Consider the following 23,047-nt stretch of genomic DNA (forward strand, 5'->3'; position numbering starts at 1 on the left):
ATTGAGCAGGTAAGGTGCATAAGCATAGCGCATTGCACCGAATGAATTTTTCGGCGCAATATTAATTACGCCTTACGACTTAATCAATATTTTCAATGTAATTAAAAACTAGCAGCCTGTCGGACATAACGAAGCGTAGCGAAAATTTAGCTGCACGAAGGAAGATTTTGAGAGCTTTCACCTTGCGACAAAATGCCTGCTTACCTCATTTGACGATTTTGCAGGGTCATAGTTATTCTGTTTTCCCAAAAGGCATCAAAATATTCACCACTTAGCTAAACTTTCAACCGATTCCCTTAAGTTTCGATAAGCTGCCAAGTATTTCTGATAGTTGCAATACAACTATATTACCCTCATCACTACATTTTTTACTTAAGATATCCAGCATTTTGACGTAAATTATAGATATTGCATCCGTTGCCCATCAGCATTTTCTCGATATGATTAGATATCTTCGCTACAACTGTTCTTTACAGGTACATAGGGAAATGTCCTTTACCCAACGAGGGTTCACATTAATTGAGTTGATGATAACAACGGCAATCATTGGCGTGGTTGCCTCCATTGCTATACCCGCATACCAAGATTATGTGGAAAAAACTATAATAGCACTGGCAATCATAGACATTCGAAATATTAGTCGAAGCCTTCAAGACCATTCCAGCCTCAATAACAACTACCCTTCTACATTGGCTGAGATTAATGCAGATACAATTATCGACCCATGGAAAAATTCCTACCAATACCTTAATCTATCAGACCCAAATATCAAGGGGGTCAAAGGAAAAGCTCGCAAAGACCACAATTTAGTACCAATTAATTCAGATTTTGATTTGTATAGTATGGGTAAAGACGGAAAAAGCACCTCTCCGTTAACAGCAAAAGCAAGTCAAGATGATGTTATCCGAGCAAGTGACGGACGGTTTATTGGTTTAGCTTCCAAGTATTAAACTCAGCAAAAATGAGGCTTGAGCAAAAATTTCTCCGAAGTAAAGTTGCTCGCAGGATGCTGACTTTTTTTGTATTATCAGCCTTCATCCCCGTATTATTTCTCGCATTTTTATCCTACTGGGAATCTAATCAATTATTGGTCAAACAAGCCCATACTCGCTTGGATGCTGTCAGTGCTATTTACAAATCATCAATTTACGACAGATTGCTATTACTGGATCAAACGCTTAAGGAAGTATCACAACCTTTCACAGAAGGTAAGCTACCAACAACTCTTGAGACGCGGCTAAGTAGAAAATTTCATAACTTAGTGCTGCAATTTCCAACAAATGACACAATCAAGCTGTTTGGCAAAGAAACCGAAAAGTTGCCACTTAAAGCTGATGCTTTAGAGCATTTGTTCAATGGCAACTCTTTGCTTCTAACACAAAATAATGGTTCAGAAACCAAGATTTTTATCTTGCATGCACCAAATCCTTTGGCCCCTAAAAACGGAATTCTGATAGCCGAAGTAATTTCTGATTTTCTGTGGGGAGACTCGGATACTTTTCTACTTGATTTTAATCTCTGTGTGTACAACGGTGATTATATAAAAATATTTTGCACTAATCCGAATATCTATCCACAAGATATTAAAGAACATACACACGCTATCAAAGGAGATTTTACCTGGTACAACAATGATGAAAAATACATTGCGAACTATAGTGAAATATTTCTCGAACCAAAATTCTTAACACCCCGCTGGCTTGTCGTTGCAACACAACCAGAAACCGACGCGCTCGATTCATTGAAGAAATTCAATACTATTTTCTGGAGTAGCGTTATTCTTTCAGTGCTTTTGATTTTATTGTTTAGCATGATGCAAATCCGACGTGTTCTGGTTCCACTGGAACGACTTATCGAAGGCACACGACGTCTTGGCAGTCATGATTTCACCACCAAGGTGGATGTAATCAGTTCCGATGAATTCGGGGAATTGGCATCATCGTTCAATACCATGAGTGAAGAATTAGGAGACCAGTTCGAAACACTTGCAGCACTTTCAAAAATTGACCAGGAAATACTTTCAACCCTTAATATTGAAAGAATCGCCGCAGATGTTTTAATTCACTTGCAGAAAATTGTATCCGCACATTCTGTCAGTATCTCAGTAATAAATGATCATTCTTCACAAGAGATCCAAATCTATAAAATAGACGAGAATGGAAAACAGCAACTTTCCCAGATTCATTTATTGTTGGACAGCACTCGGCAGTTGCTGATCCATAATCCCAAAGGAATATGGATTGATAATGAACTGATCTATCAGCAAGCAGAAACCAAAGAGACAACTGCTATCCGGCATTTTTTTCTGCTTCCGCTGAATTGGAAAGATCAGATGGTTGGCTTTGTCTCGTTGGGATTCCCAGTCACGGCGCAATGGAAATCAAACGAAATAAAACGCATCCAGGATTATGCAGATCGGATAGCAGTTGCTCTTTTTACCAAAAACCGAGAAGAACTATTGATTCGACAAGCACGAATCGACTTTCTAACAGGCCTGCCAAATCGATTCCTCTTTGTTGAACAATTGCAAAAAGAAATTGCACAAAATCAGCGTACGGAAAAAAAATTAGCTGTGCTCTATATTGATCTTGATCATTTCAAAAAAATTAATGATAGTCTTGGGCACTCTGTTGGCGACAAGTTATTATGTGATGCGGGCAAACGATTACAACAATGCGTGAGGAAAAGCGATACAGTCGCCCGTCTTGGTGGCGATGAATTTGCAATTATAATCAATCAGATAGAATCTGAGCATCAAGTTACCTCAGTGGCCAGTTATGTTATCAATGCATTAGCCAAACCATTTGTTATCGATCGAGAAGACAACACTGTAACTGCCAGTATCGGTATCGCTATTTATCCATACGATGGGGAAAATATCACAGACTTAATGCGCAATTCAGATATTGCGATGTATCGAGCAAAAGCAAAGAGCGGAAATCAGTATATCTTCTTTGAAGAAAGCATGAATGCAGAAGTAATCAAGCGTGCAACCATTGAAAAAGAGTTAAGACGTGCGATTTCCGAACAACAATTTGTTCTACATTATCAACCACAAGTTGATCCAGAAACCAACCTGACTCGCGGAGTTGAAGCGCTTGTGCGCTGGAATCATCCTGAAAATGGTCTTGTCTCACCTGGGTATTTTATTAGTATTGCTGAAGATGCAGGATTAATAGCAGAAATCGGGCAAATTGTTTTAGCTGATGCATGTGCACAATTTCGTGCGTGGCTTAATCAAGGAGTCGTACTAGAGTATGTCGCAGTTAACGTATCGGTCAAACAATTTTGTCAGCCCAATTTCTTGCAAACAGTCGAAGCTGTATTACATAACAATAATATGCAGGCACATTGTCTTGAGCTAGAAATTACAGAAAGTGTACTGATGGATGATACTGAGGTTGTTCTAGGTGTGCTTCACCAGTTGCAACAGCTCGGTGTGCTACTCTCAATAGATGATTTTGGCACCGGTTACTCTTCTATGTCTTATCTGGAGCAACTTCCTTTTGATACTCTAAAGATTGATATGTCATTTGTGCGCAAGATCCAGCACAATGGTGAAGGTGGCACCATTGCCGCCACTATTATTGCTATGGCTCATGCCCTTAATAAAAATGTGGTTGCCGAAGGTGTTGAAACACAGGCACAACTTGATTTCTTGCGCAAGCATAATTGTGAGTTGATTCAGGGCTATTTCTATAGCCGCCCACTACCAGCTGACGAGCTGGCAACCTATGTGAATACAATAATATCTTTAGAAAAATCTAGTGCTTTAGTGAATTAGGATATCCAATCATTCAGATCAGAATGGTAGCTGTAGACTTGGATTAGCCTTCAGCAGCACTTGGCGAAAGTCTTGCTTGATTCTTGTTAACGCTTCTTCATTATCTGCTTCGAAGCGTAAGACAACCACTGGTGTTGTATTGCTGGATCGTATTAAGCCAAAGCCGTCGGCATATTCCACACGCAGCCCGTCTATGGTGATAATGTCTTGCGCATTGGTGAATTTGGCTTCCTTCTGCAGTTGAGTGATTAGAGCGTAGTTCTCGCCCTCCTTTAGCTTAATTTGCAGTTCCGGTGTATTTATTGAATTGGGTAGGTCATTCAGCGTGCTATTTGCATCTGTCTGTTTGCTCAAGCATTCAAGCAATCGGGCACCCGCATACAGTCCGTCATCGAAGCCATACCAACGTTCCTTGAAGAATATATGGCCACTCATTTCGCCTGCCAGCAATGCGCCGCATTCTTTCATTTTTGACTTGATGAAGGAATGGCCGGTTTTCCAGAGTATGGGTTTACCACCATGTTGTGTGATCCATCCAAACAGTTTGCGCGTGGATTTAACATCAAAAATAATTTCTGCACCAGGATTGCGCGCCAGCACATCGGCAGCAAAAAGCATTAATTGCCTGTCTGGAAAAATGATGTTGCCATCCTTGGTGACAACGCCCAAGCGGTCACCATCGCCGTCGAAGGCCAAACCCAGTTCACTATCATTGCTGGTGAGTGCTTGGATCAGATCTTGCAGGTTTTCCGGTTGTGAAGGATCAGGATGGTGATTAGGGAAGTTGCCATCTACTTCACAAAACATTTCAGTGACTGTGCAACCCAACTGGCGATACAAATTGGCGGCAAAATCTCCGGCCACACCATTGCCGCAATCGACCGTAATATTCATGGGCCGTTCTAATTTGATGTCGGAAACGATGCGTGCAATGTATACGGGGCTTATATCGTATTGCGAATAGTCACCCGCACCATGGCTGAGATCATTTTGCTCAATGCGGGTGCGTAGCGCTTGTATGGCATCACCGGAGAGCGTCTCTCCTCCCAGTACCATTTTCAGTCCATTGTAATCAGGGGGGTTGTGGCTGCCGGTAATCATAACGGCGGAATGCGTATCCAGATGATAAGCTGCAAAATACACCATGGGCGTGGCCACGCGCCCAACATCAATGACATTGATGCCGCTTTTCTGAATACCGCGCGCCAAAGCGGCGGTAAATTCCACACCAGACAAACGTCCGTCACGACCAATGGCAATTGTATGTTGGCCGCGTGCAGTGGCTTCTGAGCCAATGGCGTGACCAATTACCTCAATAATTTCCTGGGTCAGTGATTTACCGACAATGCCGCGAATATCGTAGGCTTTGAAAATTTCTGCAGGTATATTTTGCATGGTTTTACTCCATTAATTGGATAAGGATATACGCATGACTTTTTCAAAAGTCGCAAAACAGCGTTAGCGGGAGTGTTTGATCCTGATGAGTCGACTTCAAGCACTCCATGATTTTGTACCTGAGGGGATTTTTAATGTCCTTTAGGTAACTCGCCCTTGAACTTATATAGTGTGCCGCAATAGGGGCAGCGCGCTTCGCCGGTTTTGTCGACTGGAATGACTACTCTGGGATGTGCATTCCATAGGCTCGTATTAGGCATGGGACAATAAACTGGTAAATCTGCGGCGCTCACTTCGATATAGCGTAGCTTGGCGTGGTCGGTTTTCATATAATTCCCTTTAAACGTGTGCTAACCAATCGGCATATTGCGAATTTTTTCCGCTGACACAATCAAAAAACAGCGCTTGCAAGCGCGTTGTGATCGGCCCGCGCGATCCATTGCCAATAGTGCGGTTGTCTAGCTCGCAGATCGGTGTAACCTCTGCCGCAGTTCCAGTAAAGAAAGCTTCGTCAGCACAATATACCTCATCGCGCGTGATGCGTTTTTCGATTAGTTGTATGCCAAGACTAGCCGCCAGTGTAATGATGGAGTCACGCGTAATGCCTTCCAGGCAGGACGTCAGGTCGGGTGTATACAGCTTGCCTTTTTTCACAATAAAGATGTTCTCGCCCGCCCCTTCCGCTACATAGCCATCCACGTCCAGTAAAAGCGCCTCGTCATAGCCATCATGCGCTACTTCTTGATGGGCCAGAATGGAGTTGGTGTAGGTACCGACTGATTTTGATCGGCACATATTAATGTTTACGTGATGGCGGGTGAAACTGGAAGTTTTTACACGAATGCCTTTTTCCATTCCCTCTGCACCAAGATACGCGCCCCATGGCCAAGCCGCAACGGCAACATGGACACTCACAGCAGTGGCGGCAATACCCATGGCTTCAGAGCCATAGAATACTATGGGACGAATGTAACAGGACTCCAGATTGTTGGCGCGCACTACTTCACATTGCGCCTCAGTCAGAGTTTCTTTGTCGAATGGCATCTTCATCTTGAAGATATAGGCTGAATTAAATAGGCGGTCAGTATGATCCTTGAGGCGGAAGATTGCCGTACCCTGATCAGTCTTGTAGGCACGCACACCTTCAAACACGCCCATGCCGTAGTGGAGGGTATGCGTCAATACGTGTGTTGTGGCATCTCGCCAAGGCACGAGTTTGCCGTCATACCAGATAAAACCGTCGCGGTCAGCCATAGACATGGTTGAAATTCCTTCAGAATATTACAAAGACCGCGATTCTAACGTTTTCCGTATACTTTATGAAGCAATTGTATTGTTTAAACATGAAAGAAAAGGATTATAAAATTCAGTTTTGACGGATGGCATCCTGACTTTGTGAACTTCTTGATCTGCGGTTAATGGGAGAATATGCAGACCACTAAGGTCAAACGAATACTGACGTACACAAGACGAAGCGTGACTCGCTAAAAACTCGTGTCTAAGCTGCCCAAGCCTTTATTCTGCGTGTAAACAGGTGCGATAAGCATCTGTCTCGCTTAAGCCCGCTAAGGCTATCTTTGAGCATTCTAAGGCAGCAGTGGAATACTAGTCAGCGCAGTTGTTTCGGGCAGGCCAAACATGATATTCATGTTTTGCACTGCTTGACCGGCTGCACCTTTGACCAGATTGTCAATTATTGACAATACAACTACAGTATTACCTTGTTGTGGCCGATGTACCGCGATACGACAGCAATTCGAACCGCGTACTGTACGCGTTTCCGGATGACTACCGGCTGGCATTACATCCACGAATATCTCTTTGGCGTAATGCTGTTCATATAGCGCCTGCAGGTCGGCATCACCTTGTATGCGCGCGTACAAGGTGGCATGAATACCACGTATCATCGGGGTAAGATGTGGCACAAAGGTCAGATCAACTTGCCGTTGTGCCGCTCGCGCGAGTCCTTGACTTATTTCTGGTAAATGGCGATGCCCAGATACACCATAAGCTTTGAAATTATCTGCCACTTCGGCAAACAGGATACTAGTCTCTGCCTTGCGTCCGGCGCCAGACGCGCCGGATTTAACATCGGCAATTAAGCTGTTGCAGTCCACAATTCCCGCTTCCAGTAAAGGTATAAAGCCAAGCTGCACAGCCGTTGGATAACAGCCCGGATTGGCCACTAACCGTGCATCTTTAATTTGCTCTCGGTTCCGCTCTGGTAGACCATATATTGCTTCAGACACAAGATCGGGGCAGGCGTGGCTCATGCCATACCACTTTTCCCATTCCTCCACGTCTTGAATACGAAAGTCCGCCGCTAAATCTATTATTCGCACCCCTGCGTCAAGCAATGCACGTGCATGATGCATGGCAATGCCATTGGGTGTGGCAAAGAATACCAAGTCGCATTGGTCCAGATGCACTTCGTCTGGATGGCTAAAACATAAATCGACATAGCCGCGCAAGCTGGGAAACATCTGGCTGACTGGCATTCCTTGGTCAGCACGCGAGGTAATGGCACACAACTCCACTTGCGGATGTTGTGCCAGGTGTCTTAGCAACTCAACTCCCGTATAACCTGTGCCTCCAACAATACCAACTTTAATCACTAGCTTCCCCTATTGCATTTTACTTTATCTATGTCGAATATTATTACAGTAACCATTGATCCTGTGAAGGTAGCTAACAGTGCCATACTTGTTTAATTTGTAATTAGGTTAAACCACTTTAAGGAATTCAACCCTGCCAGACTGTTTTCAAATTATTGAAAATCGGCCTCCGCGAGGAGGCATGATAATAGATCGTTGCCTATGCAGCCCGCATTCAAAATAACAGTGCGTTATTCCAGTTTATAAATATTCAGCCATCTGCCAATTATTTATTTTTCAAAATAAGCTTTCGAAAATGAAAAACCGCCCAAAGGCGGCTTTTCCAAACACTCCAAATACGCTTAACGCTTGGAGAATTGCTTACGGCGACGCGCTTTGCGCAAACCAACTTTTTTACGTTCAACTTCACGCGCATCGCGGGTAACAAGCCCGGCTTTGCTCAACGCTGGCTTCAAACTCGCATCATAATCTATCAGAGCTCGAGTAATGCCATGACGCACTGCTCCAGCTTGACCAGATTCACCACCGCCACAAACGGTTACCATAATATCGAATTTATCAAGCATTTCTACCAGCTCTAGCGGCTGACGCACTATCATGCGGCCAGTCTCTCTCGAAAAAAATATATCGACTGGCTTATCGTTTACCACGATATCGCCCTTGCCTGATTTAATGAATACTCGAGCTATTGCGCTCTTGCGACGACCGGTACCATAGTTGTAAGTCACACTCATAATTAAGCTTTCAATAGATCAATAGGTTTAGGTTGCTGTGCCAAATGTGGGTGTTCAGCACCATCATAGATCTTAAGCTTGCGCAACATGGCATAGCCTAAAGGACCTTTTGGCAGCATACCTTTGACCGCTTTTTGCAACACACGGTCTGGATGACGCTCCTGCAATTTGGTAAAGTTGGTGGTGTAAAGTCCACCAGGATAACCGGTGTGACGGTGATAGAACTTGTCTTGCGCCTTGTTACCGGTAACGCGCAGCTTTTCAGCATTGACCACGACGATAAAGTCACCCGTATCTACGTGCGGTGTATATATCGCCTTATGTTTGCCGCGTAGACGGGCTGCAATTTGACTGGCTAAACGACCTAAAATTTTGTCGGCAGCATCTACCAAATACCAGTCATGCTGGACTTCATGGGGCTTAGCTGAAAATGTTTTCATGGCACTTCCTAAAACAAAAATTAGTGAACTTCGAAGGGCGCGAATTTTATGCTAAAAGCCCAGCCTCTGTCAAACAAATTCAATTCTCAGGCTCAGTATCAAGGAGAGGTACTATTTCTATAGAATATATTTGACCGCTTTGATTTTTACCAAAATTCCATATTATTGATTAATGACTAAATCAAGATCGAGCTGACTGGCATCATCATCCGTATTTACTTTACTATTTTTTTCACGCGCCGATTCAATTGTATCGAGATACTCTGAAGTAACATCTCCGGTTATGTAATCTCCATCAAAGCATGAAGCATCAAAGTATTTAAGTTCCGGATTCGTTTTGCGTACTGCTGCTTTGAGATCATCAAGATCCTGATACACCAACCTGTCTGCTCCGATCTCACGGCAGATTTCCTCATCACTGCGGCCGGTGGCAATCAGCTCATTGCGGCTCGGCATGTCTATGCCATACACATTAGGAAAACGCACTGGAGGAGCGGCGGAGGCAAAGTACACCTTGCGCGCACCGGCATCACGCGCCATTTGGACAATTTCACGGCTAGTGGTGCCACGTACGATGGAATCATCCACCAACAAGACATTTTTATCTTTGAATTCCACGCTAATTGCATTGAGTTTCTGGCGCACCGATTTTTTCCTCATCGCCTGCCCCGGCATTATGAAGGTACGTCCGATATAACGGTTTTTCACGAAACCTTCGCGAAAGGAAATACCCAAACGATTAGCCAATTGCAAGGCACTAGGGCGGCTGGAATCCGGAATGGGAATAACTACATCAATATCATGTTGCTGCCATTCGCGCGTGATTTTGTCGGCCAGGTTTTCACCCATGTTCAAACGTGTCTCATATACCGAAACTCCATTGATCACGGAATCCGGGCGTGCCAGATAAACATACTCAAAAATGCATGGGTTAAGTGTAGGATTTTCTGAACATTGCTGACTATAAAAGTTTCCATCAAAGTCAATAAACACCGATTCACCTGGTGCAATATCGCGTATAAATTTGAATCCTAACGTATCCAGCGCGACGCTTTCCGAAGCAATCAAATATTCCGTGCCACTTTCGGTTTGATGACTACCCAATACCAGTGGCCGAATGCCATAAGCATCGCGGAACGCCAATAGGCCATAACCCGCAACCATTGCCACCACTGCGTAAGCACCACGGCAGCGACGATGCACCCCAGATACGGCATCAAAGATACTTTTAATGTCCAGCCGATAGCGCATTGTGGAATTGGCTTGCAACTCGTGTGCAAGCACATTGAGCAGCACTTCCGAATCGGAATTGGTGTTTACATGACGCCTGTCTTCCAGAAACAATTCTTGCTGCAATTGTTCGGTATTGGTCAAGTTTCCGTTATGTCCAAGCACAATGCCGAATGGCGAATTTACATAAAACGGCTGAGCTTCATTATGATCGATGGCAGAACCCGCAGTAGGATAGCGGACATGCGCTATGCCCGCATTGCCGCGCAGCGCTCGCATGTTACGTGTTCGAAATACATCGCGCACCATGCCATTACCCTTGTGCAAGTGGAAGGTATTGCCTTCGATAGTAGCAATACCCGCGGCATCCTGACCGCGATGCTGCAACACTAGCAAGCCATCATATAAAATTTGATTGGCCGATGTTTGAGCGACAATACCTAGAATGCCACACATGTTTTAACCCCAATATTTATTTTTTCAATCCAAAATGCACACGGCTCGCCACGCTATCTGGCAACCAGACTAGGCTAGCCAGTGCCAGACTTTCCAACGGCTTGCTCAGCTTCGCCTCACGCCAAAACGGCTCCTTCGGCAAATCAGTTAATCCCGCCAGTAGCACTAATATCAGCACTAATAACGTACCCCGTAACATACCGAACATGCTACCAAATAAGCCATCTAACCATCCGAGGCCAATCGATTTAATCAATTTCGACAACATCCATACCACAATACTACTGACAATCAAGGTGCCCACAAACAACAAAGCAAAAGCAACAGTGACTTTAATCGCATCCACCCCCAACTCTGCCGGCATCAATGCTGCCAAATTATCTGCCTGCCAACGTGCCACCACGTACGCTATCACCCAACCAAGTAGCGAAAGCACTTCATACACAAAGCCGCGCCACCAGCCCAGCAACACTGACCATGCGGCAATCCCAATGACAACATAATCAAACCAAGTCATTATTTAATACTCTGGACTTACCGTCGGTTTAAGCCCTTGCGCCACTAGCTTGTTGTACACATTGTTTGCAGCATCGCGCGAGGCATAAGGCCCAACGCGTACACGAGTCTTGCCATCTGCTTTCTCAGTGTAAACTTTCATATTTTGCTTACTTAATTTTTTCTTCCATTGATACGCGGTGTTGGCATTTGAAAATGCGCCGACCTGCACCACAAAACCGGTGTGTGCTGTGGACTGCCTATTCTCTTTGGAAATATCACTAACAGGCTTAGTTTCAGACTTGACAGGAGCAGGCTTACTTTTAATCGCTGGCGGTGGTGCCGCGACTACTTTTTCTTTAACATCTGGTACGCTGGGCTCTGCTGAAGCAGGAACAGCAACTGGTGATGAATCCTCAAGATCGGAGACAGGCGCTGACGGTATGCCCATTTTGGGCATGAACTCACCCACCTTATCCTTGTCTGGAATTCGCAGTTCAATATCCTGCCCTGATAACTTGGGTTCGCTGTCCAACACCATGGGCAGCAATACTACAATTACGATGGTAAGTGCCACCGCGCCAATCAACCGACGTCTCGCTCGACGTTTCAGATTGACTTCATCATCCATGAGTTGTTTTGCCATCATGTTTCTCCGCGCAAATCAAATCAAGCGTAGCGCAGACTGCGCGCGCATCACTTCAGCTACTGTATAGAATGAACCAAAGGCTATAATTCTATCATTTTCGACGGCCTCATTACAGGCATGCTGTAATGCATCGGATACCGTGACAAACGTAAGTACCGCGCTTTTCACTCCCTCTGCATCTAACACACTGGCTAATTCCGTGGCCGTTACACCACGCGGCGTGGCAATACCAGCCACTAGCCAGACATCCACCTGCTCCTTGAGCGCACGTGCCACACTGGCCATATCCTTGTCCTTAAGCATGGCGAACACTGCAAAAGTCTTACGGCAAGGCGGCAAGTCGGCCAAATTTTGCGCCAGTGAGCGCGCCGCATGAGGGTTGTGCGCCACATCCAAAATCAGCGTCGGTCTGCCGGGCACAACCTGAAAACGACCTGGCAGAACTACCTCGACCAAGCCGCGCCGCACTGCAGCCATACTTACCGGCAGTTGACTTTTAAGTGCATCCAATACCGCCAATGCGGCGCTAGCATTGTTTAATTGAAATGCTCCACGCAAAGCTGGATAAGGCAAGGCGCTACGAGTGCCGCTCACACCATGATAATTCCATTGTTGCGCGCCTGCCGAGAAGCTGAATTGCTCGCCCAGACACCACAACTGCGCGCCGACATGCTGGGCCTGCGTACGAATTGCAATCGGCATATCCATATCGCCAAACACGGCCACTTTCCCGACACGAAAAATCCCCGCCTTCTCAAACGCAACTTGTTCACGCGTATCGCCTAGATACTCAGTATGATCCAAATCTATACTGGTAACCACAGCACAATCATGGTCAAATATATTGACTGCATCCAGCCGCCCACCTAGACCAACCTCCAGTATCGCTACCTCTACTGACTGATCAATAAAACATTGCATCGCAGCTAGCGTGCCGAACTCGAAATAGGTTAACGAAATTTCTGATGATTCATCATCCAGCAAGCTAGTCCCTGTTTTTTCCAAGGGTTGGCCAGCGCACGCCAGCTCAACCCGCCCGAATGCTGCGCACAAAACCTCATCACTGGATTGGCGCTGTCCAATGCGAACACGCTCGTTGTAATCCAGTAAATGCGGCGAGGTGTAGCAGCCGACGCAATAGCCAGCAGCGTGCAACATATTTTCTAGCATTGCACACACTGAACCTTTGCCGTTGGTACCACCGACAACAATGATAGGAAAAGTTGGATTGAATCCAAGACGTTGCTTAACTTTTGTTACACGCTCAAGACCCAACTCAATAGCATTAGGGTGCTTGGTCTCAAGATAGGCAAGCCAGTCATTCAATGCGCTATACTTATCCAACATGTCTACCTAGCTGATTGTTAATTAATGATTTATTGATTATTATTAATTCTGGTAGCATACGTGCACGACTTCTGCAGAAAAAGTTTATTATCAAAAAACACATAATCTCTACTCACTCAGCCAAGCTTAGATTTCGGCTATGCTCAATGGGAGATATTTATGGGTGCCTTGTAGTGTGCTTTGGCAACCAAAGAATGGTATAGGCAGCTTTGCATCAGGATGAACAGCTTACCACGACATGGCGCGCCCAATCTGGTGCAGGCGCGGCATAATCTTCCATTTCGGGTTGCTCATCAAAGGGGCGACTAAGCAATGCCAACAAGCGATCTATTTCCGAAAAGTCGCGTTCCCGTTCAGCCAAGGCAATCGCACTTTGCGCCATGGAGTTACGCAGAATATATTTTGGATTGGCCTTGTTCATACGCACCTTGCGATCCTCGTCAGTTCCCGGTTCGCTTTGCAAGCGTATACGATAAGCTTCGGCCCAAGCGTCAAACGCCAGTCGATCGACGAATTGATCGCGTAGCTCGCTATTTTTCTCATCCGGCGCGAGTTTGAACAGACTCAAACTACGAAACAGGTTGGTGTAATCCAGTTGACTGGCGCGCATCATTTCCAGCAATGGTGTAACAAGAGAAACATCTTCTTTGCTGACGTTGGTTAGTCCCAGCTTCTTGCCCATCAATTCAGCATAGTGTTCGTAGAATGTCGGTTCGTAATTCTCCAGTGCCTTTTGCGCCTCCTCCACCTCGATAATGGGCGTTAAAGCCTGTGCCAGACAAGCCAGATTCCACAGACCTATTTGCGGTTGCTGATCAAAGGCATAGCGGCCGCCATGGTCGGAGTGATTACAAATAAATCCCGGATCGTAGGTTTCCATGAAACCGAAAGGACCATAATCGAAAGTCAGCCCGAGAATCGACATGTTGTCTGTATTCATCACGCCATGTGCGAAACCGACAGACTGCCATTTAGCCATCAGATGTGCGGTGAGCGTGATTACCTCATTCAAAAAACGTAAATACTTGTCCGGCGCATCGCTGATGTCAGGAAAATGCTTGTCGATAACATAGTCAGCGAGTAAGGCGATTGGTTCGTGTTGACCCCTATAGGCGAACACCTCAAACGAACCGAAACGCACATGCGACGGTGATAAACGAGTAATCACGGCTGCGCTTTCAATAGACTCACGGTACACCTCTGCATCGCTTCCCACAATGCACAAAGCACGAGAAGTCGGAATGCCCAATCCATGCATAGCTTCTGAACACAAGTATTCACGAATACTGGATCTCAGCACGGCACGTCCATCTCCATTGCGTGAGAATGGTGTAATACCCGCCCCTTTCAACTGAATATCCCAAGACTCTCCATCGCTATTTTTTATTTCACCAAGCAAAATTGCGCGTCCATCTCCCAGTTGCGGCACGAAGTGACCAAACTGGTGCCCCGCGTAGAGCATCGACAAAGGTTCGCTACCAGGCAACAAAAGGTTACCGATAAAATACTCGGCGAAATCCGCGCTCTCAACCTCGCTTGCATCCAAATTAATTAATTTGGCTGCACTAGCATTAAAACTAACTAAATAGGGATGGGGTAAAGGTGTGGGATTCAAGCAACTATGAAAAACAGCTGGTAGCCGAGAAAAAGTATTATCAAAATTCAATTGATCAAGTTTTTTCATAGGAATAATTTAAATCCGGTTTACTTAAATTCATACAAGGTTATAAAACAATTAAGCTTTGTGGCGTGCATGCCGCCCATGCAAGCCATCACCGCCGCCGTAATGCACGTTTTCGCCATTCCCATACAACCATCGCTCGCCACAATATACGCACGCTAAAATATCCCACAATAGCGAAACTTAACGCCAACAGCGGCAAACCAGCAGCGAGTGGTTTACCTAATGACATAAACCAATCCAGCATGACGGTAGGCCAGTTAAGCCAAGTCATTTCCGGTAAGGAAAGCTTAACGGACGATTGGCCGTTATTATGTCCGGTAACAAATACACCCAGCTGATATGCCAACGCATAGAGAGGCACGATGGTAAATGGGTTGGTGTACAGCGTGGAGACCGCAGCTACCGGCAAATTAACGCGAAACAGCACTGCCAGCAAAGCTGCGCCAATCATTTGAAGCGGACCAGGAATCAGTCCGGCGAACAGACCGACAGCGACGCCGCCCGACACGGAATGGCGGTTAAGATGCCATAGATTAGGATGATTTAGCCAGCCGCCAAACCAACCCGCCCAACGGCTTTGTTTGATTGTTTCATGGCTAGGCAGGAATTTTCTGAAATATTTTTTCGGCACTGGTATTCGGTAATTAAGGCAAAATCATGACCAAGCAAAATATGGTTGTAGATTACCTGATTTTATTGAATACGCCAGCCCTCTTTGGGAAGTTTGCACACGTGAGGCACAAAATGTCCGATCCAAATGATAAGCGCGACCTGACGCATGCCGAAGTACGTAAGGAACTGCAAGCTAAAGTAATCAACGCATTGCCCACAGCCAGGAGCCGCCGCGACATTTTTGCGATTGCATTGAAAATGGTGTGCGAACGCATCCGCCACAGAGCTCTTTTCGCACACATGGTTCTGGCGCAAATACAGCGATTGGTGAACACGCTCAAGTCAAACGGCGATATTGTGGTAATGACTGGCGACAGGGTAAATAACGCTCCTGCATATCAACTCGCGCTAAGTTTCGCTACTGGTCTATGCAGCGTACTTTGGTTCGAATTGCTCAAGTTCATTCAACGGCACTAAGCAGGCCATGCAATATGCCGTTTTATTTTTTGCATTTGGCGTATGGCTGTTGCAACAACAGGCAGTGCTTCCCAATCTCGCTTGGGGTGGACTAACTTTATTGCTCGCACCTGCATTGGCGCTACCGCGTAACAATCTTTTGCTACGCAAAACATACCCCGCCCTTCTGGCAGTATTTGCCTGTACCTTTGGTTTTTTCTACGCAGCATTTTTTGCGCAACAACGTCTGTCTGATGCACTACCCGCCGAATGGCAGGGCAAAAACATTCAAATAATAGGCGTGGTGGGAAAGCTTCCCAGAAAGCATGAGCACGGACTTCGTTTTATCTTCGATGTGGAACAGGTGCTCACCCCCGATGCCATTGTTCCGTCACACATTCTGCTTGCTAGCTACGATAATGCACAGAAAGAACCTCTGGTCATCCATGCCGGTGAACGCTGGCGATTCACTGTACGCTTGAAGCAACCGCATGGCAGCAGCAACCCCCACAATTTTGATTTTGAAGCATGGATGCTGGAAAACAATCTGCGCGCCAACGGTTATATTCGTCGAAATAGAGATAATTCGAGGCTGGATGCTTTAGTGAAATCACCTGATTACTATATCCAGAACCTACGCGAAAAAGTGCGCGACCATATTCAGAGTACGTTAAACCCCACCCCCAATCAGCTTCATCCCCTGAAAAGTCCATACACCTCAAGTGAGAAAAATGTTCGCGATAGCGCTGACGTGAATGTCATCGAAAAAAACAATTACGCTGGCGTATTAACCGCACTTGCCATCGGCGACCATGCCAGCATTCCTGCGGCACAGTGGCAAGTTTTTACACGCACCGGCGTTAATCACTTGATGAGTATTTCCGGCCTGCACATCACCATGCTGTCAGGGCTGGCTTTTGCTGCAAGTTATTGGTTATGGCGGCGCAGTGTGCGTCTCACGCGCGCACTACCGGCACGCAAAGCTGCCGCACTCATCGGCTTATTGGTAGCACTCGGCTATGCGCTACTGGCAGGTTATGGTGTACCAGCGCAACGCACAGTATATATGCTGGCAACTATCGCTTCCGTATTATGGCTCTCTCGCACTGTCGCACCATCGCAAATTCTTGCTGCCGCCTTAGTCGTTGTATTATTGCTCGACCCATGGGCGGTTCTGTCACCTGGATTCTGGCTCTCTTTCGGTGCGGTGGCATTGATTTTTTATGTGACCGCACATCGTTTACGGCCTCCTCACTGGTTAGTAACCTATGGCCGCGTTCAATTGGCAATGAGCATCGGGCTGATTCCACCCCTGTTGGTGATGTTCCAACAAGTTTCACTGGTATCGCCCATCGCTAATGCTTTTGCCATTCCGTTAGTCAGCTTCGTGGTGGTGCCACTCACTCTGCTGGGCGCTGTGCTTCCTTTCGATTGGCTGCTGCGGCTGGCACATGAGGCCATGGGTGTATGCATCTACCTGCTGGAATGGCTGAACAGCCTGCCAGAAGTGGTGTGGACACAGCACGCACCGCCCACATGGAGCATAGCCATCGGTATTTTTGGAGTGTTATGGATGCTATTACCGCGCGGATTTCCCGCACGGTGGCTGGGACTGATCGCCCTGCTGCCGATGTTTCTAGCACTGCCCGCCACACTGCCAGAAGGTACACTACGCTTGGTAATTTTTGATGTCGGGCAAGGCTTGGCGGTAGCTGCACAGACACGCAACCATGCACTACTGTATGACACCGGCCCCAATTTTAATAGCGAGGCCAACAGTGGCAACCGCATTCTCATCCCGGCGCTGCGCGGCATGGGCATCGCGCAACTCGACGGCCTGATACTTACCCACGATGACAGCGACCACACCGGCGGCGCATTATCTATTTTGCAAGGTATGCCGGTAAATTGGATCTCATCCTCGCTGGCAGAAAATCATCCCCTGTTGCAATACTCATCGAACATCAAACGCTGCACGGATGGGCAAACTTGGGAATGGGACGGAGTGCATTTTGAAGTACTGCACCCGACAAAGGAAAGTTATTCTGAAGAAAAAATCCGCGATAACAATCGCAGCTGCGTGTTAAAAATCACCACGGGCAAATACAGCGTATTGCTCGCCGCCGACATCGAAAAACAGTCCGAATGGCGATTACTTAAACAACATGAGGACAAGCTCCCCGCTACGCTCTTGGTGGTGCCACACCACGGCAGCAAGACCTCGTCTGTGAATGCTTTCGTAGCAGCCGTTCATCCTCGCTATGCAGTATTCTCTATGGGCTACCGCAATCGCTTCGGCCATCCCCCGGAAGAAGTAGTTGAGCGTTATCGTGCAATTGGCAGCGAATTACTGCGCTCGGACAATGACGGCGCAATTGTAGTGGAAATGGATACGCACAGCATAAGTGTGGAGCGGTATCGTAAGAGTCACGCACATTATTGGCAGCAAACCATTTCTGAAGTGCCTTAAATGTAATCGCTAGACAATTGAAAGTTGTTGTATACCAGGATGCATGAATGTAGTGTACGAATTTAGATTTAACCGTTAGACGTTACCTCGAATTCAGTCGCTGAAACATTATCATCTCCAGATCGTTCGGAAGGTAACTTAATCCAGAATATGCTACCCACTCCGACAGTACTCTCCACCCCAATAACTCCTCCCATCAACTCAACCAATTTTTTAGTGACGAATAAGCCGATACCGCTACCTGCTTCTGTACCGAATTCCTGACCCAGTCGATTATGTAACTGAAATAGCTGATCTAATTTTTCCAGAGGTATGCCTGAACCAGTATCCTTCACACTAATATGAACCCATTTCAGACTGCTACTACTGCACTCGATATTGACTGTCCCTCCTACCTGGTTGTATTTGATCGCATTGGAAAGGAGATTGATGAAGATTTGCTTTAATCTAGTGCGATCCGCATAAACATAGATAGGATTATCACTTTCATTAAAGCTCACATGAATGCTTTTTATTTTAGCTTGCGGGTTCATCATTGCCTGGCATTCCCTTAAAATGCTATGCAGGCATAGCGACTCTACCCTGACTGGCAACCTCCCTGATTCAATGGCCTCACGACTAAGAAGCTCTTCAATCAATTTTTTTTTGGTGCCAACCTGCTTGAATAATTTGATTAATATTAAACAATTGAGATGTAGTTAGTGATGAGTCATCCGACTGCAGCAATTGGGCAAAGCCAAGCATAGAATTAAGGGGTGATCCCAGTTCATGGGAGAGATTGGAAATAATATCTGATTTTGCTAAGCTGGCATTTTCAGCTGAACATTTAGCGTTATTCAATTTGACTAAAGCACGAATTGAGTTAAGTCGAAGCTCCAACTGATCAATAACAAGTGACGCGAGATTTTGTAAATTCGTTATCTCCCCATCATTTAGATTACGGGGTTTTCTATCAATCACGCACAGCGTTCCTAAGTTAAAGCCATCGCTGGTGGTCAATGGAATGGCTACATAAAACCTAAAACCCAGTTCCCCGACAACAAGCGGGTTGGTTAAAGTGCGTGCGTCATGAGCAGCATCTTCAATAATATATGGGCAATTCTGCAATATAGCTGATGCGCAAAGACCAGGCTCGCGGCTAACTTCAGTTCCCTCAATACCAAAATGGGACTTAAACCATATTCGATCAGTATCCACGATGCTTACAATGGCGATTGGAACATTGAATATACGCGCTGCAAGAGCGGTAATTCGATCAAAAGCACCGTCCGGAGGTGTATCTAATATATCGTATCTTCTTACAGCATGAAGACGCATGACTTCATTTGTAGAGAAAATTGGCTCACTAACATTACAGTCAGCGCTTGGTGACGAAATCGAACACTGTGAGTTCAAAGTATTAACCTTAATGTTATAGTCCTAAAAATAAAAATTCTGACAATTTTTAATAGCCATTGGTGTCAGTATCAAATCGCTAGTATAGATTGCATCCTGTTATGATTTTATTTTAATAACTTGGACAAACTAAAATAAACAAAGGGGAAAACGCTGCACAGTATTCATAGGTACGAAATTAACCCAGCTCGCCTCCTAAATTCACTTACAAAAAATGCACTTCAGAGTTGAATCCGCCTAATCGACTCTTGTACACATATGCAATCTTCTTGGGGGTGGTTCCCATATTAGCATCTGGAGGCGGTTTGATGGAGTAAGCACGCTTTCTGCTGAAATGCTTTACCTTGCTTGCGAAGTGCTTAAGCGTTTTTTTATCGTTGGCATAGACGGCTGTCCACCTATAGTCGTGTCCCAACCATGCAGCAAGTTTGGCAACTTCTAAGAGGTACATTGGCGGAAGCTTTCCACGATCGCCAAAGTGACCCATTAGGGCAAGGCACGATACATGATTATTGATGACGTATGATCATTACAAGCTCGTCCAATTACTAAAATCGGGTCAAGAATGCAAGAAAGAAAGTTTTTGTTTTTGGACGAACTGCGGGAACACCGCAGCAGAATAGTGCAAGCCTGGGTGGCCGAACTCAACAAACTGATTGAGCTATTCTACCTGCCAAGTTATAAAGCCCCAGCTCATTCCAGAGGAACGATTCAATGCTAATCATTGGCAGGAAATGGGAATTTGCGCTAGTACTAACCAAAGCCAGTTTCGCGAAGCTACTGACGGATATCGTGAAGCTGAAGCAAACCCCTGATCAATTTTTAAGCAACGTTCAGGAAATGTGCGTTCTATAAACAATTTGACATATCATCGGGTCAGATCAGAAGTCACGATCGGAACACGTACTGTTAGCGCACACAGCAGCTCATAGCTGATAGTGTCTGCTGCATGGGCCACCTGCTCCACTGGCAAACCTTCTCCCCACAACGTCACACGACTACCTACGTCAGCAGCGGGTAACGCACTTAAATCCACACTCAGCATGTCCATCGAGATTCGCCCCAAAATGCGCGTACGCTGATCTCCCACCAGCACTGGTGTGCCTGTCTGCGCATGGCGCGGATAACCATCGGCATATCCGCAAGCGACCACGCCGACGCGCATGGGAGCCTCAGTACGGAATAACCCACCATATCCGACTTTTTCGCCCGCACGCAACTCTTGTACAGCAATGATGCGGCTTTGCAGTGTCATCACTGGCTGCAAGCCGAGTTGTTGCGCGCTGATTTCTGCGAACGGTGATGCGCCATACAGCATGATGCCAGGGCGTACCCAATCAGCATGGGTTGCAGAATAGCGCAACAGGGCTGCAGAATTGGCCAGCGAGCGCGCCATGCGATAGGGTGCAACTAGTGTATTGAACACGTCTAATTGCGCAGCCACACCTGTCGCTTCGTCAGCCTGAGCAAAATGCGTCATCAGTGTGATGTTGCGTACAGCAGGGTGAGCCTTGAGTCTTTCCAACGCAGTGGGAACCTTATCTGGAGCAAAGCCTAAGCGATTCATGCCGCTGCCGATCTTGAACCACACCTCCAAGCTGCCACGACTCGGATAGGCCTCCAGCATATCGATCTGTTGCTGACTGTGAATCACACAGGCGAGGTCATACTCGGCCACCAGAGACAAGTCGTCAGGAGAGAAGAATCCTTCCAGTAACAGGATAGTCTGATTGAACCCTGCATCACGCAAACCTATCGCATCGCGGATATCCAGCAGCGCGAAACCTTCTGCTGCATTTAGCGCTTCAGCAGCACGTAATAAACCATGGCCATAAGCATTAGCTTTGATCACCGCCATGATGCGTGTGCTGCTCACGCGACGTGCGACCTGCAGGTTGTACTCTAACGCTGAAAGATCAATGCGAGCTTGGATCGGACGGGGCATGGATGAAATATTGCGGGATAAGATAGGTTACCGTTAATGATAGCAGGCATGCAATTTTCGTGATATAAAACGTGCTCTTAAAAATTGCGCCTCCTCATGAATCGCGGATTTTATATCATACTTGCGGCGCAGTTTTTTTCTGCGCTCGCAGATAATGCCCTGCTATTTGCCGCCATTGCCTTACTTCACGAAGTACAAGCGCCAGAATGGCACACCCCTATATTGCAAGCAGCATTTGTGGTGTCCTATATCGTGCTGGCACCTTTTGTAGGCGCCTTCGCTGATTCGCTGCCCAAGGGTCAAGTGATGTTCATCAGCAATAGCATTAAGCTGTTCGGCTGTATCGCCATGCTGGTCGGGGTAAATCCGCTCCTCGCCTATGCAGTGACGGGTTTGGGTGCAGCGGCTTATTCCCCAGCAAAATACGGCATCCTTACCGAATATTTACCACCCGAAAAATTAGTACTGGCAAATAGTTGGATAGAAGGGTTGACTGTCGCCGCTATTGTGCTTGGCGCAGTGCTGGGGGGCATACTCATCGGCCCGACCATCTCAAGTCAAATGCTGCAATGGTGGGACGTACCAATGATAGAAACCGGCATCGACTCTGCGCCGGAACTGGCTATTTCTATCGTCACTGTTGTTTATCTCATCGCCGCGTTGTTCAATCTTTACATTCCGCGTGTTTCAATAGAACACAAGCCATTAAACCGTAACCCAGCTTTCTTGATAACTGAATTCGCATATTGTTTCAAGCTGCTATGGAAAGACCCGCTAGGACAAGTATCGTTGAGCGTTACCACGCTTTTCTGGGGGGCAGGCGCCACGTTACGGTTAATCGTGTTGGCATGGGCTGTCACCGTACTTAACTACGATATTGGCGAAGCCGCCCAACTCACCGCTTGGGTCGCCATCGGCATCGCCATCGGCTCTGTACTAGCCGCTAAATTCGTCAAACTGGATCACGCCGTGAAAGTACTACCAATAGGCATCGCCATGGGGCTAATGGTGCTGGCCATGATCCCGGTTACCAGCTCACCACTTGCCATCGTGCTACTCATCATTATTGGCGCAATGGGTGGCTACCTCTTGGTCCCCATGAATGCCCTGCTTCAGCATCGTGGTCACTTGCTTATGGGTGCCGGTAGATCAATCGCAGTGCAAAATTTTAATGAAAATATAAGCATTTTTGCCATGCTCGCATTGTTTGCCTTAATGCAAAAAATGGAACTAGATATTCTCACTATTACTTTAGTGTTCGGACTGTTCCTCTCCAGCATCATGACCATGCTGTATAAAAAGCACCGTCATGATCAAGACACAGGGGAGATGTAACCTTT

The 23,047-nt window shown here is 46.3% G+C and carries 21 protein-coding genes; 5 read left to right on the plus strand and 16 right to left on the minus strand.

Annotated features, from left to right (window positions below):
• The first annotated feature begins 488 nt into the window (after window positions 1-488).
• Together MJ770_RS15460 and MJ770_RS09285 are read left to right on the plus strand one after the other, a co-directional pair.
• Window positions 489-950 carry a prepilin-type N-terminal cleavage/methylation domain-containing protein gene (locus MJ770_RS15460; RefSeq protein ID WP_305855790.1) on the plus strand — a complete coding sequence of 154 codons (462 nt, stop codon included), beginning with the start codon at window positions 489-491 and terminating at the stop codon, window positions 948-950.
• 11 nt (window positions 951-961) lie between these two features.
• On the plus strand, window positions 962-3,784 hold the full coding sequence (locus MJ770_RS09285) for an EAL domain-containing protein (RefSeq protein ID WP_239253288.1): 2,823 nt from the start codon (window positions 962-964) through the stop codon (window positions 3,782-3,784).
• A gap of 18 nt (window positions 3,785-3,802) precedes the next feature.
• Here the strand turns inward: MJ770_RS09285 and MJ770_RS09290 are convergent, their stop codons facing one another.
• The 12 genes from MJ770_RS09290 to MJ770_RS09345 form a co-directional block, all read right to left on the minus strand.
• Complete coding sequence (locus tag MJ770_RS09290; protein ID WP_239253289.1) at window positions 3,803-5,179, minus strand: phosphomannomutase/phosphoglucomutase; 1,377 nt, start codon at window positions 5,177-5,179, stop codon at window positions 3,803-3,805.
• 131 nt (window positions 5,180-5,310) lie between these two features.
• Complete coding sequence (locus MJ770_RS09295) at window positions 5,311-5,508, minus strand: zinc-finger domain-containing protein (RefSeq protein ID WP_239253290.1); 198 nt, start codon at window positions 5,506-5,508, stop codon at window positions 5,311-5,313.
• A gap of 10 nt (window positions 5,509-5,518) precedes the next feature.
• Window positions 5,519-6,439 carry a branched-chain amino acid transaminase gene (locus tag MJ770_RS09300; RefSeq protein WP_239253291.1) on the minus strand — a complete coding sequence of 307 codons (921 nt, stop codon included), beginning with the start codon at window positions 6,437-6,439 and terminating at the stop codon, window positions 5,519-5,521.
• 326 nt (window positions 6,440-6,765) lie between these two features.
• Entirely contained in the window at window positions 6,766-7,794 is a 1,029-nt protein-coding gene (gene argC, locus MJ770_RS09305; RefSeq protein ID WP_239253292.1) for an N-acetyl-gamma-glutamyl-phosphate reductase, read from the minus strand.
• 341 nt (window positions 7,795-8,135) lie between these two features.
• The gene (gene rpsI, locus MJ770_RS09310) at window positions 8,136-8,528 is read right to left on the minus strand and encodes a 30S ribosomal protein S9 (RefSeq protein WP_239253293.1); all 393 of its coding nucleotides are present in this window, start codon (window positions 8,526-8,528) and stop codon (window positions 8,136-8,138) included.
• Window positions 8,529-8,530: 2 nt separating this feature from the next.
• Window positions 8,531-8,968 (minus strand): 50S ribosomal protein L13, encoded by a 438-nt coding sequence (rplM, locus tag MJ770_RS09315; protein WP_239253294.1) that lies wholly within the window; start codon window positions 8,966-8,968, stop codon window positions 8,531-8,533.
• Window positions 8,969-9,130: 162 nt separating this feature from the next.
• On the minus strand, window positions 9,131-10,654 hold the full coding sequence (gene purF, locus MJ770_RS09320; RefSeq protein ID WP_239253295.1) for an amidophosphoribosyltransferase: 1,524 nt from the start codon (window positions 10,652-10,654) through the stop codon (window positions 9,131-9,133).
• Window positions 10,655-10,670: 16 nt separating this feature from the next.
• Window positions 10,671-11,171, minus strand: coding sequence for a CvpA family protein (locus MJ770_RS09325; RefSeq protein ID WP_239253296.1), 501 nt, complete (start codon window positions 11,169-11,171; stop codon window positions 10,671-10,673).
• Window positions 11,172-11,174: 3 nt separating this feature from the next.
• Entirely contained in the window at window positions 11,175-11,798 is a 624-nt protein-coding gene (locus tag MJ770_RS09330) for an SPOR domain-containing protein (protein ID WP_239253297.1), read from the minus strand.
• A 15-nt stretch (window positions 11,799-11,813) separates the two neighbouring features.
• The gene (folC, locus tag MJ770_RS09335; protein ID WP_239253298.1) at window positions 11,814-13,145 is read right to left on the minus strand and encodes a bifunctional tetrahydrofolate synthase/dihydrofolate synthase; all 1,332 of its coding nucleotides are present in this window, start codon (window positions 13,143-13,145) and stop codon (window positions 11,814-11,816) included.
• Window positions 13,146-13,359: 214 nt separating this feature from the next.
• Window positions 13,360-14,829, minus strand: a complete 1,470-nt coding sequence (locus MJ770_RS09340; RefSeq protein ID WP_239253299.1) for a protein adenylyltransferase SelO — start codon at window positions 14,827-14,829, stop codon at window positions 13,360-13,362.
• Between the two features lie 88 nt (window positions 14,830-14,917).
• Complete coding sequence (locus MJ770_RS09345; RefSeq protein ID WP_239253300.1) at window positions 14,918-15,460, minus strand: DUF2062 domain-containing protein; 543 nt, start codon at window positions 15,458-15,460, stop codon at window positions 14,918-14,920.
• A gap of 26 nt (window positions 15,461-15,486) precedes the next feature.
• On the opposite strand from MJ770_RS09345, the gene MJ770_RS09350 reads away from it, so the two are divergent.
• Together MJ770_RS09350 and MJ770_RS09355 are read left to right on the plus strand one after the other, a co-directional pair.
• The gene (locus MJ770_RS09350; protein ID WP_239253301.1) at window positions 15,487-15,918 is read left to right on the plus strand and encodes a hypothetical protein; all 432 of its coding nucleotides are present in this window, start codon (window positions 15,487-15,489) and stop codon (window positions 15,916-15,918) included.
• Window positions 15,919-15,925: 7 nt separating this feature from the next.
• Window positions 15,926-18,367 carry a DNA internalization-related competence protein ComEC/Rec2 gene (locus tag MJ770_RS09355; RefSeq protein WP_239253302.1) on the plus strand — a complete coding sequence of 814 codons (2,442 nt, stop codon included), beginning with the start codon at window positions 15,926-15,928 and terminating at the stop codon, window positions 18,365-18,367.
• Between the two features lie 68 nt (window positions 18,368-18,435).
• On the opposite strand, the gene MJ770_RS09360 is transcribed toward MJ770_RS09355, so the two are convergent.
• The 4 genes from MJ770_RS09360 to alr all read right to left on the minus strand — a co-directional run bounded on the left by MJ770_RS09360 (window position 18,436) and on the right by alr (window position 21,707).
• On the minus strand, window positions 18,436-18,903 hold the full coding sequence (locus MJ770_RS09360) for a sensor histidine kinase (RefSeq protein WP_239253303.1): 468 nt from the start codon (window positions 18,901-18,903) through the stop codon (window positions 18,436-18,438).
• Between the two features lie 94 nt (window positions 18,904-18,997).
• The gene (locus MJ770_RS09365; protein WP_239253304.1) at window positions 18,998-19,684 is read right to left on the minus strand and encodes a sensor histidine kinase; all 687 of its coding nucleotides are present in this window, start codon (window positions 19,682-19,684) and stop codon (window positions 18,998-19,000) included.
• A 283-nt stretch (window positions 19,685-19,967) separates the two neighbouring features.
• A complete protein-coding gene (locus tag MJ770_RS09370) occupies window positions 19,968-20,213 on the minus strand; it encodes a hypothetical protein (RefSeq protein WP_239253305.1) in 246 nt (81 codons plus the stop codon).
• A gap of 417 nt (window positions 20,214-20,630) precedes the next feature.
• Window positions 20,631-21,707 carry an alanine racemase gene (alr, locus tag MJ770_RS09375; RefSeq protein ID WP_239253306.1) on the minus strand — a complete coding sequence of 359 codons (1,077 nt, stop codon included), beginning with the start codon at window positions 21,705-21,707 and terminating at the stop codon, window positions 20,631-20,633.
• A 96-nt stretch (window positions 21,708-21,803) separates the two neighbouring features.
• On the opposite strand from alr, the gene lplT reads away from it, so the two are divergent.
• Window positions 21,804-23,042, plus strand: coding sequence for a lysophospholipid transporter LplT (gene lplT / locus MJ770_RS09380; protein WP_239253307.1), 1,239 nt, complete (start codon window positions 21,804-21,806; stop codon window positions 23,040-23,042).
• The last annotated feature ends 5 nt before the right edge of the window (window positions 23,043-23,047 follow it).

The sequence above is a fragment of the Candidatus Nitrotoga sp. M5 genome (assembly GCF_927904885.1).
Lineage (GTDB): Bacteria > Pseudomonadota > Gammaproteobacteria > Burkholderiales > Gallionellaceae > Nitrotoga.

What these genes read in the sequence shown, in the direction of transcription:
- MJ770_RS15460 (WP_305855790.1), top strand. Translation starts at nt 489, where the DNA reads ATGTCCTTTACCCAACGAGGGTTCACATTAATTGAGTTGATGATAACA.
- MJ770_RS09285 (WP_239253288.1), top strand. Translation starts at nt 962, where the DNA reads ATGAGGCTTGAGCAAAAATTTCTCCGAAGTAAAGTTGCTCGCAGGATG.
- MJ770_RS09290 (WP_239253289.1), bottom strand. Translation starts at nt 5,179, where the DNA reads ATGCAAAATATACCTGCAGAAATTTTCAAAGCCTACGATATTCGCGGC.
- MJ770_RS09295 (WP_239253290.1), bottom strand. Translation starts at nt 5,508, where the DNA reads ATGAAAACCGACCACGCCAAGCTACGCTATATCGAAGTGAGCGCCGCA.
- MJ770_RS09300 (WP_239253291.1), bottom strand. Translation starts at nt 6,439, where the DNA reads ATGTCTATGGCTGACCGCGACGGTTTTATCTGGTATGACGGCAAACTC.
- rpsI (WP_239253293.1), bottom strand. Translation starts at nt 8,528, where the DNA reads ATGAGTGTGACTTACAACTATGGTACCGGTCGTCGCAAGAGCGCAATA.
- rplM (WP_239253294.1), bottom strand. Translation starts at nt 8,968, where the DNA reads ATGAAAACATTTTCAGCTAAGCCCCATGAAGTCCAGCATGACTGGTAT.
- purF (WP_239253295.1), bottom strand. Translation starts at nt 10,654, where the DNA reads ATGTGTGGCATTCTAGGTATTGTCGCTCAAACATCGGCCAATCAAATT.
- MJ770_RS09325 (WP_239253296.1), bottom strand. Translation starts at nt 11,171, where the DNA reads ATGACTTGGTTTGATTATGTTGTCATTGGGATTGCCGCATGGTCAGTG.
- MJ770_RS09330 (WP_239253297.1), bottom strand. Translation starts at nt 11,798, where the DNA reads ATGATGGCAAAACAACTCATGGATGATGAAGTCAATCTGAAACGTCGA.
- folC (WP_239253298.1), bottom strand. Translation starts at nt 13,145, where the DNA reads ATGTTGGATAAGTATAGCGCATTGAATGACTGGCTTGCCTATCTTGAG.
- MJ770_RS09340 (WP_239253299.1), bottom strand. Translation starts at nt 14,829, where the DNA reads ATGAAAAAACTTGATCAATTGAATTTTGATAATACTTTTTCTCGGCTA.
- MJ770_RS09350 (WP_239253301.1), top strand. Translation starts at nt 15,487, where the DNA reads ATGACCAAGCAAAATATGGTTGTAGATTACCTGATTTTATTGAATACG.
- MJ770_RS09355 (WP_239253302.1), top strand. Translation starts at nt 15,926, where the DNA reads ATGCAATATGCCGTTTTATTTTTTGCATTTGGCGTATGGCTGTTGCAA.
- MJ770_RS09360 (WP_239253303.1), bottom strand. Translation starts at nt 18,903, where the DNA reads ATGATGAACCCGCAAGCTAAAATAAAAAGCATTCATGTGAGCTTTAAT.
- MJ770_RS09365 (WP_239253304.1), bottom strand. Translation starts at nt 19,684, where the DNA reads ATGCGTCTTCATGCTGTAAGAAGATACGATATATTAGATACACCTCCG.
- MJ770_RS09370 (WP_239253305.1), bottom strand. Translation starts at nt 20,213, where the DNA reads ATGTACCTCTTAGAAGTTGCCAAACTTGCTGCATGGTTGGGACACGAC.
- alr (WP_239253306.1), bottom strand. Translation starts at nt 21,707, where the DNA reads ATGCCCCGTCCGATCCAAGCTCGCATTGATCTTTCAGCGTTAGAGTAC.
- lplT (WP_239253307.1), top strand. Translation starts at nt 21,804, where the DNA reads ATGAATCGCGGATTTTATATCATACTTGCGGCGCAGTTTTTTTCTGCG.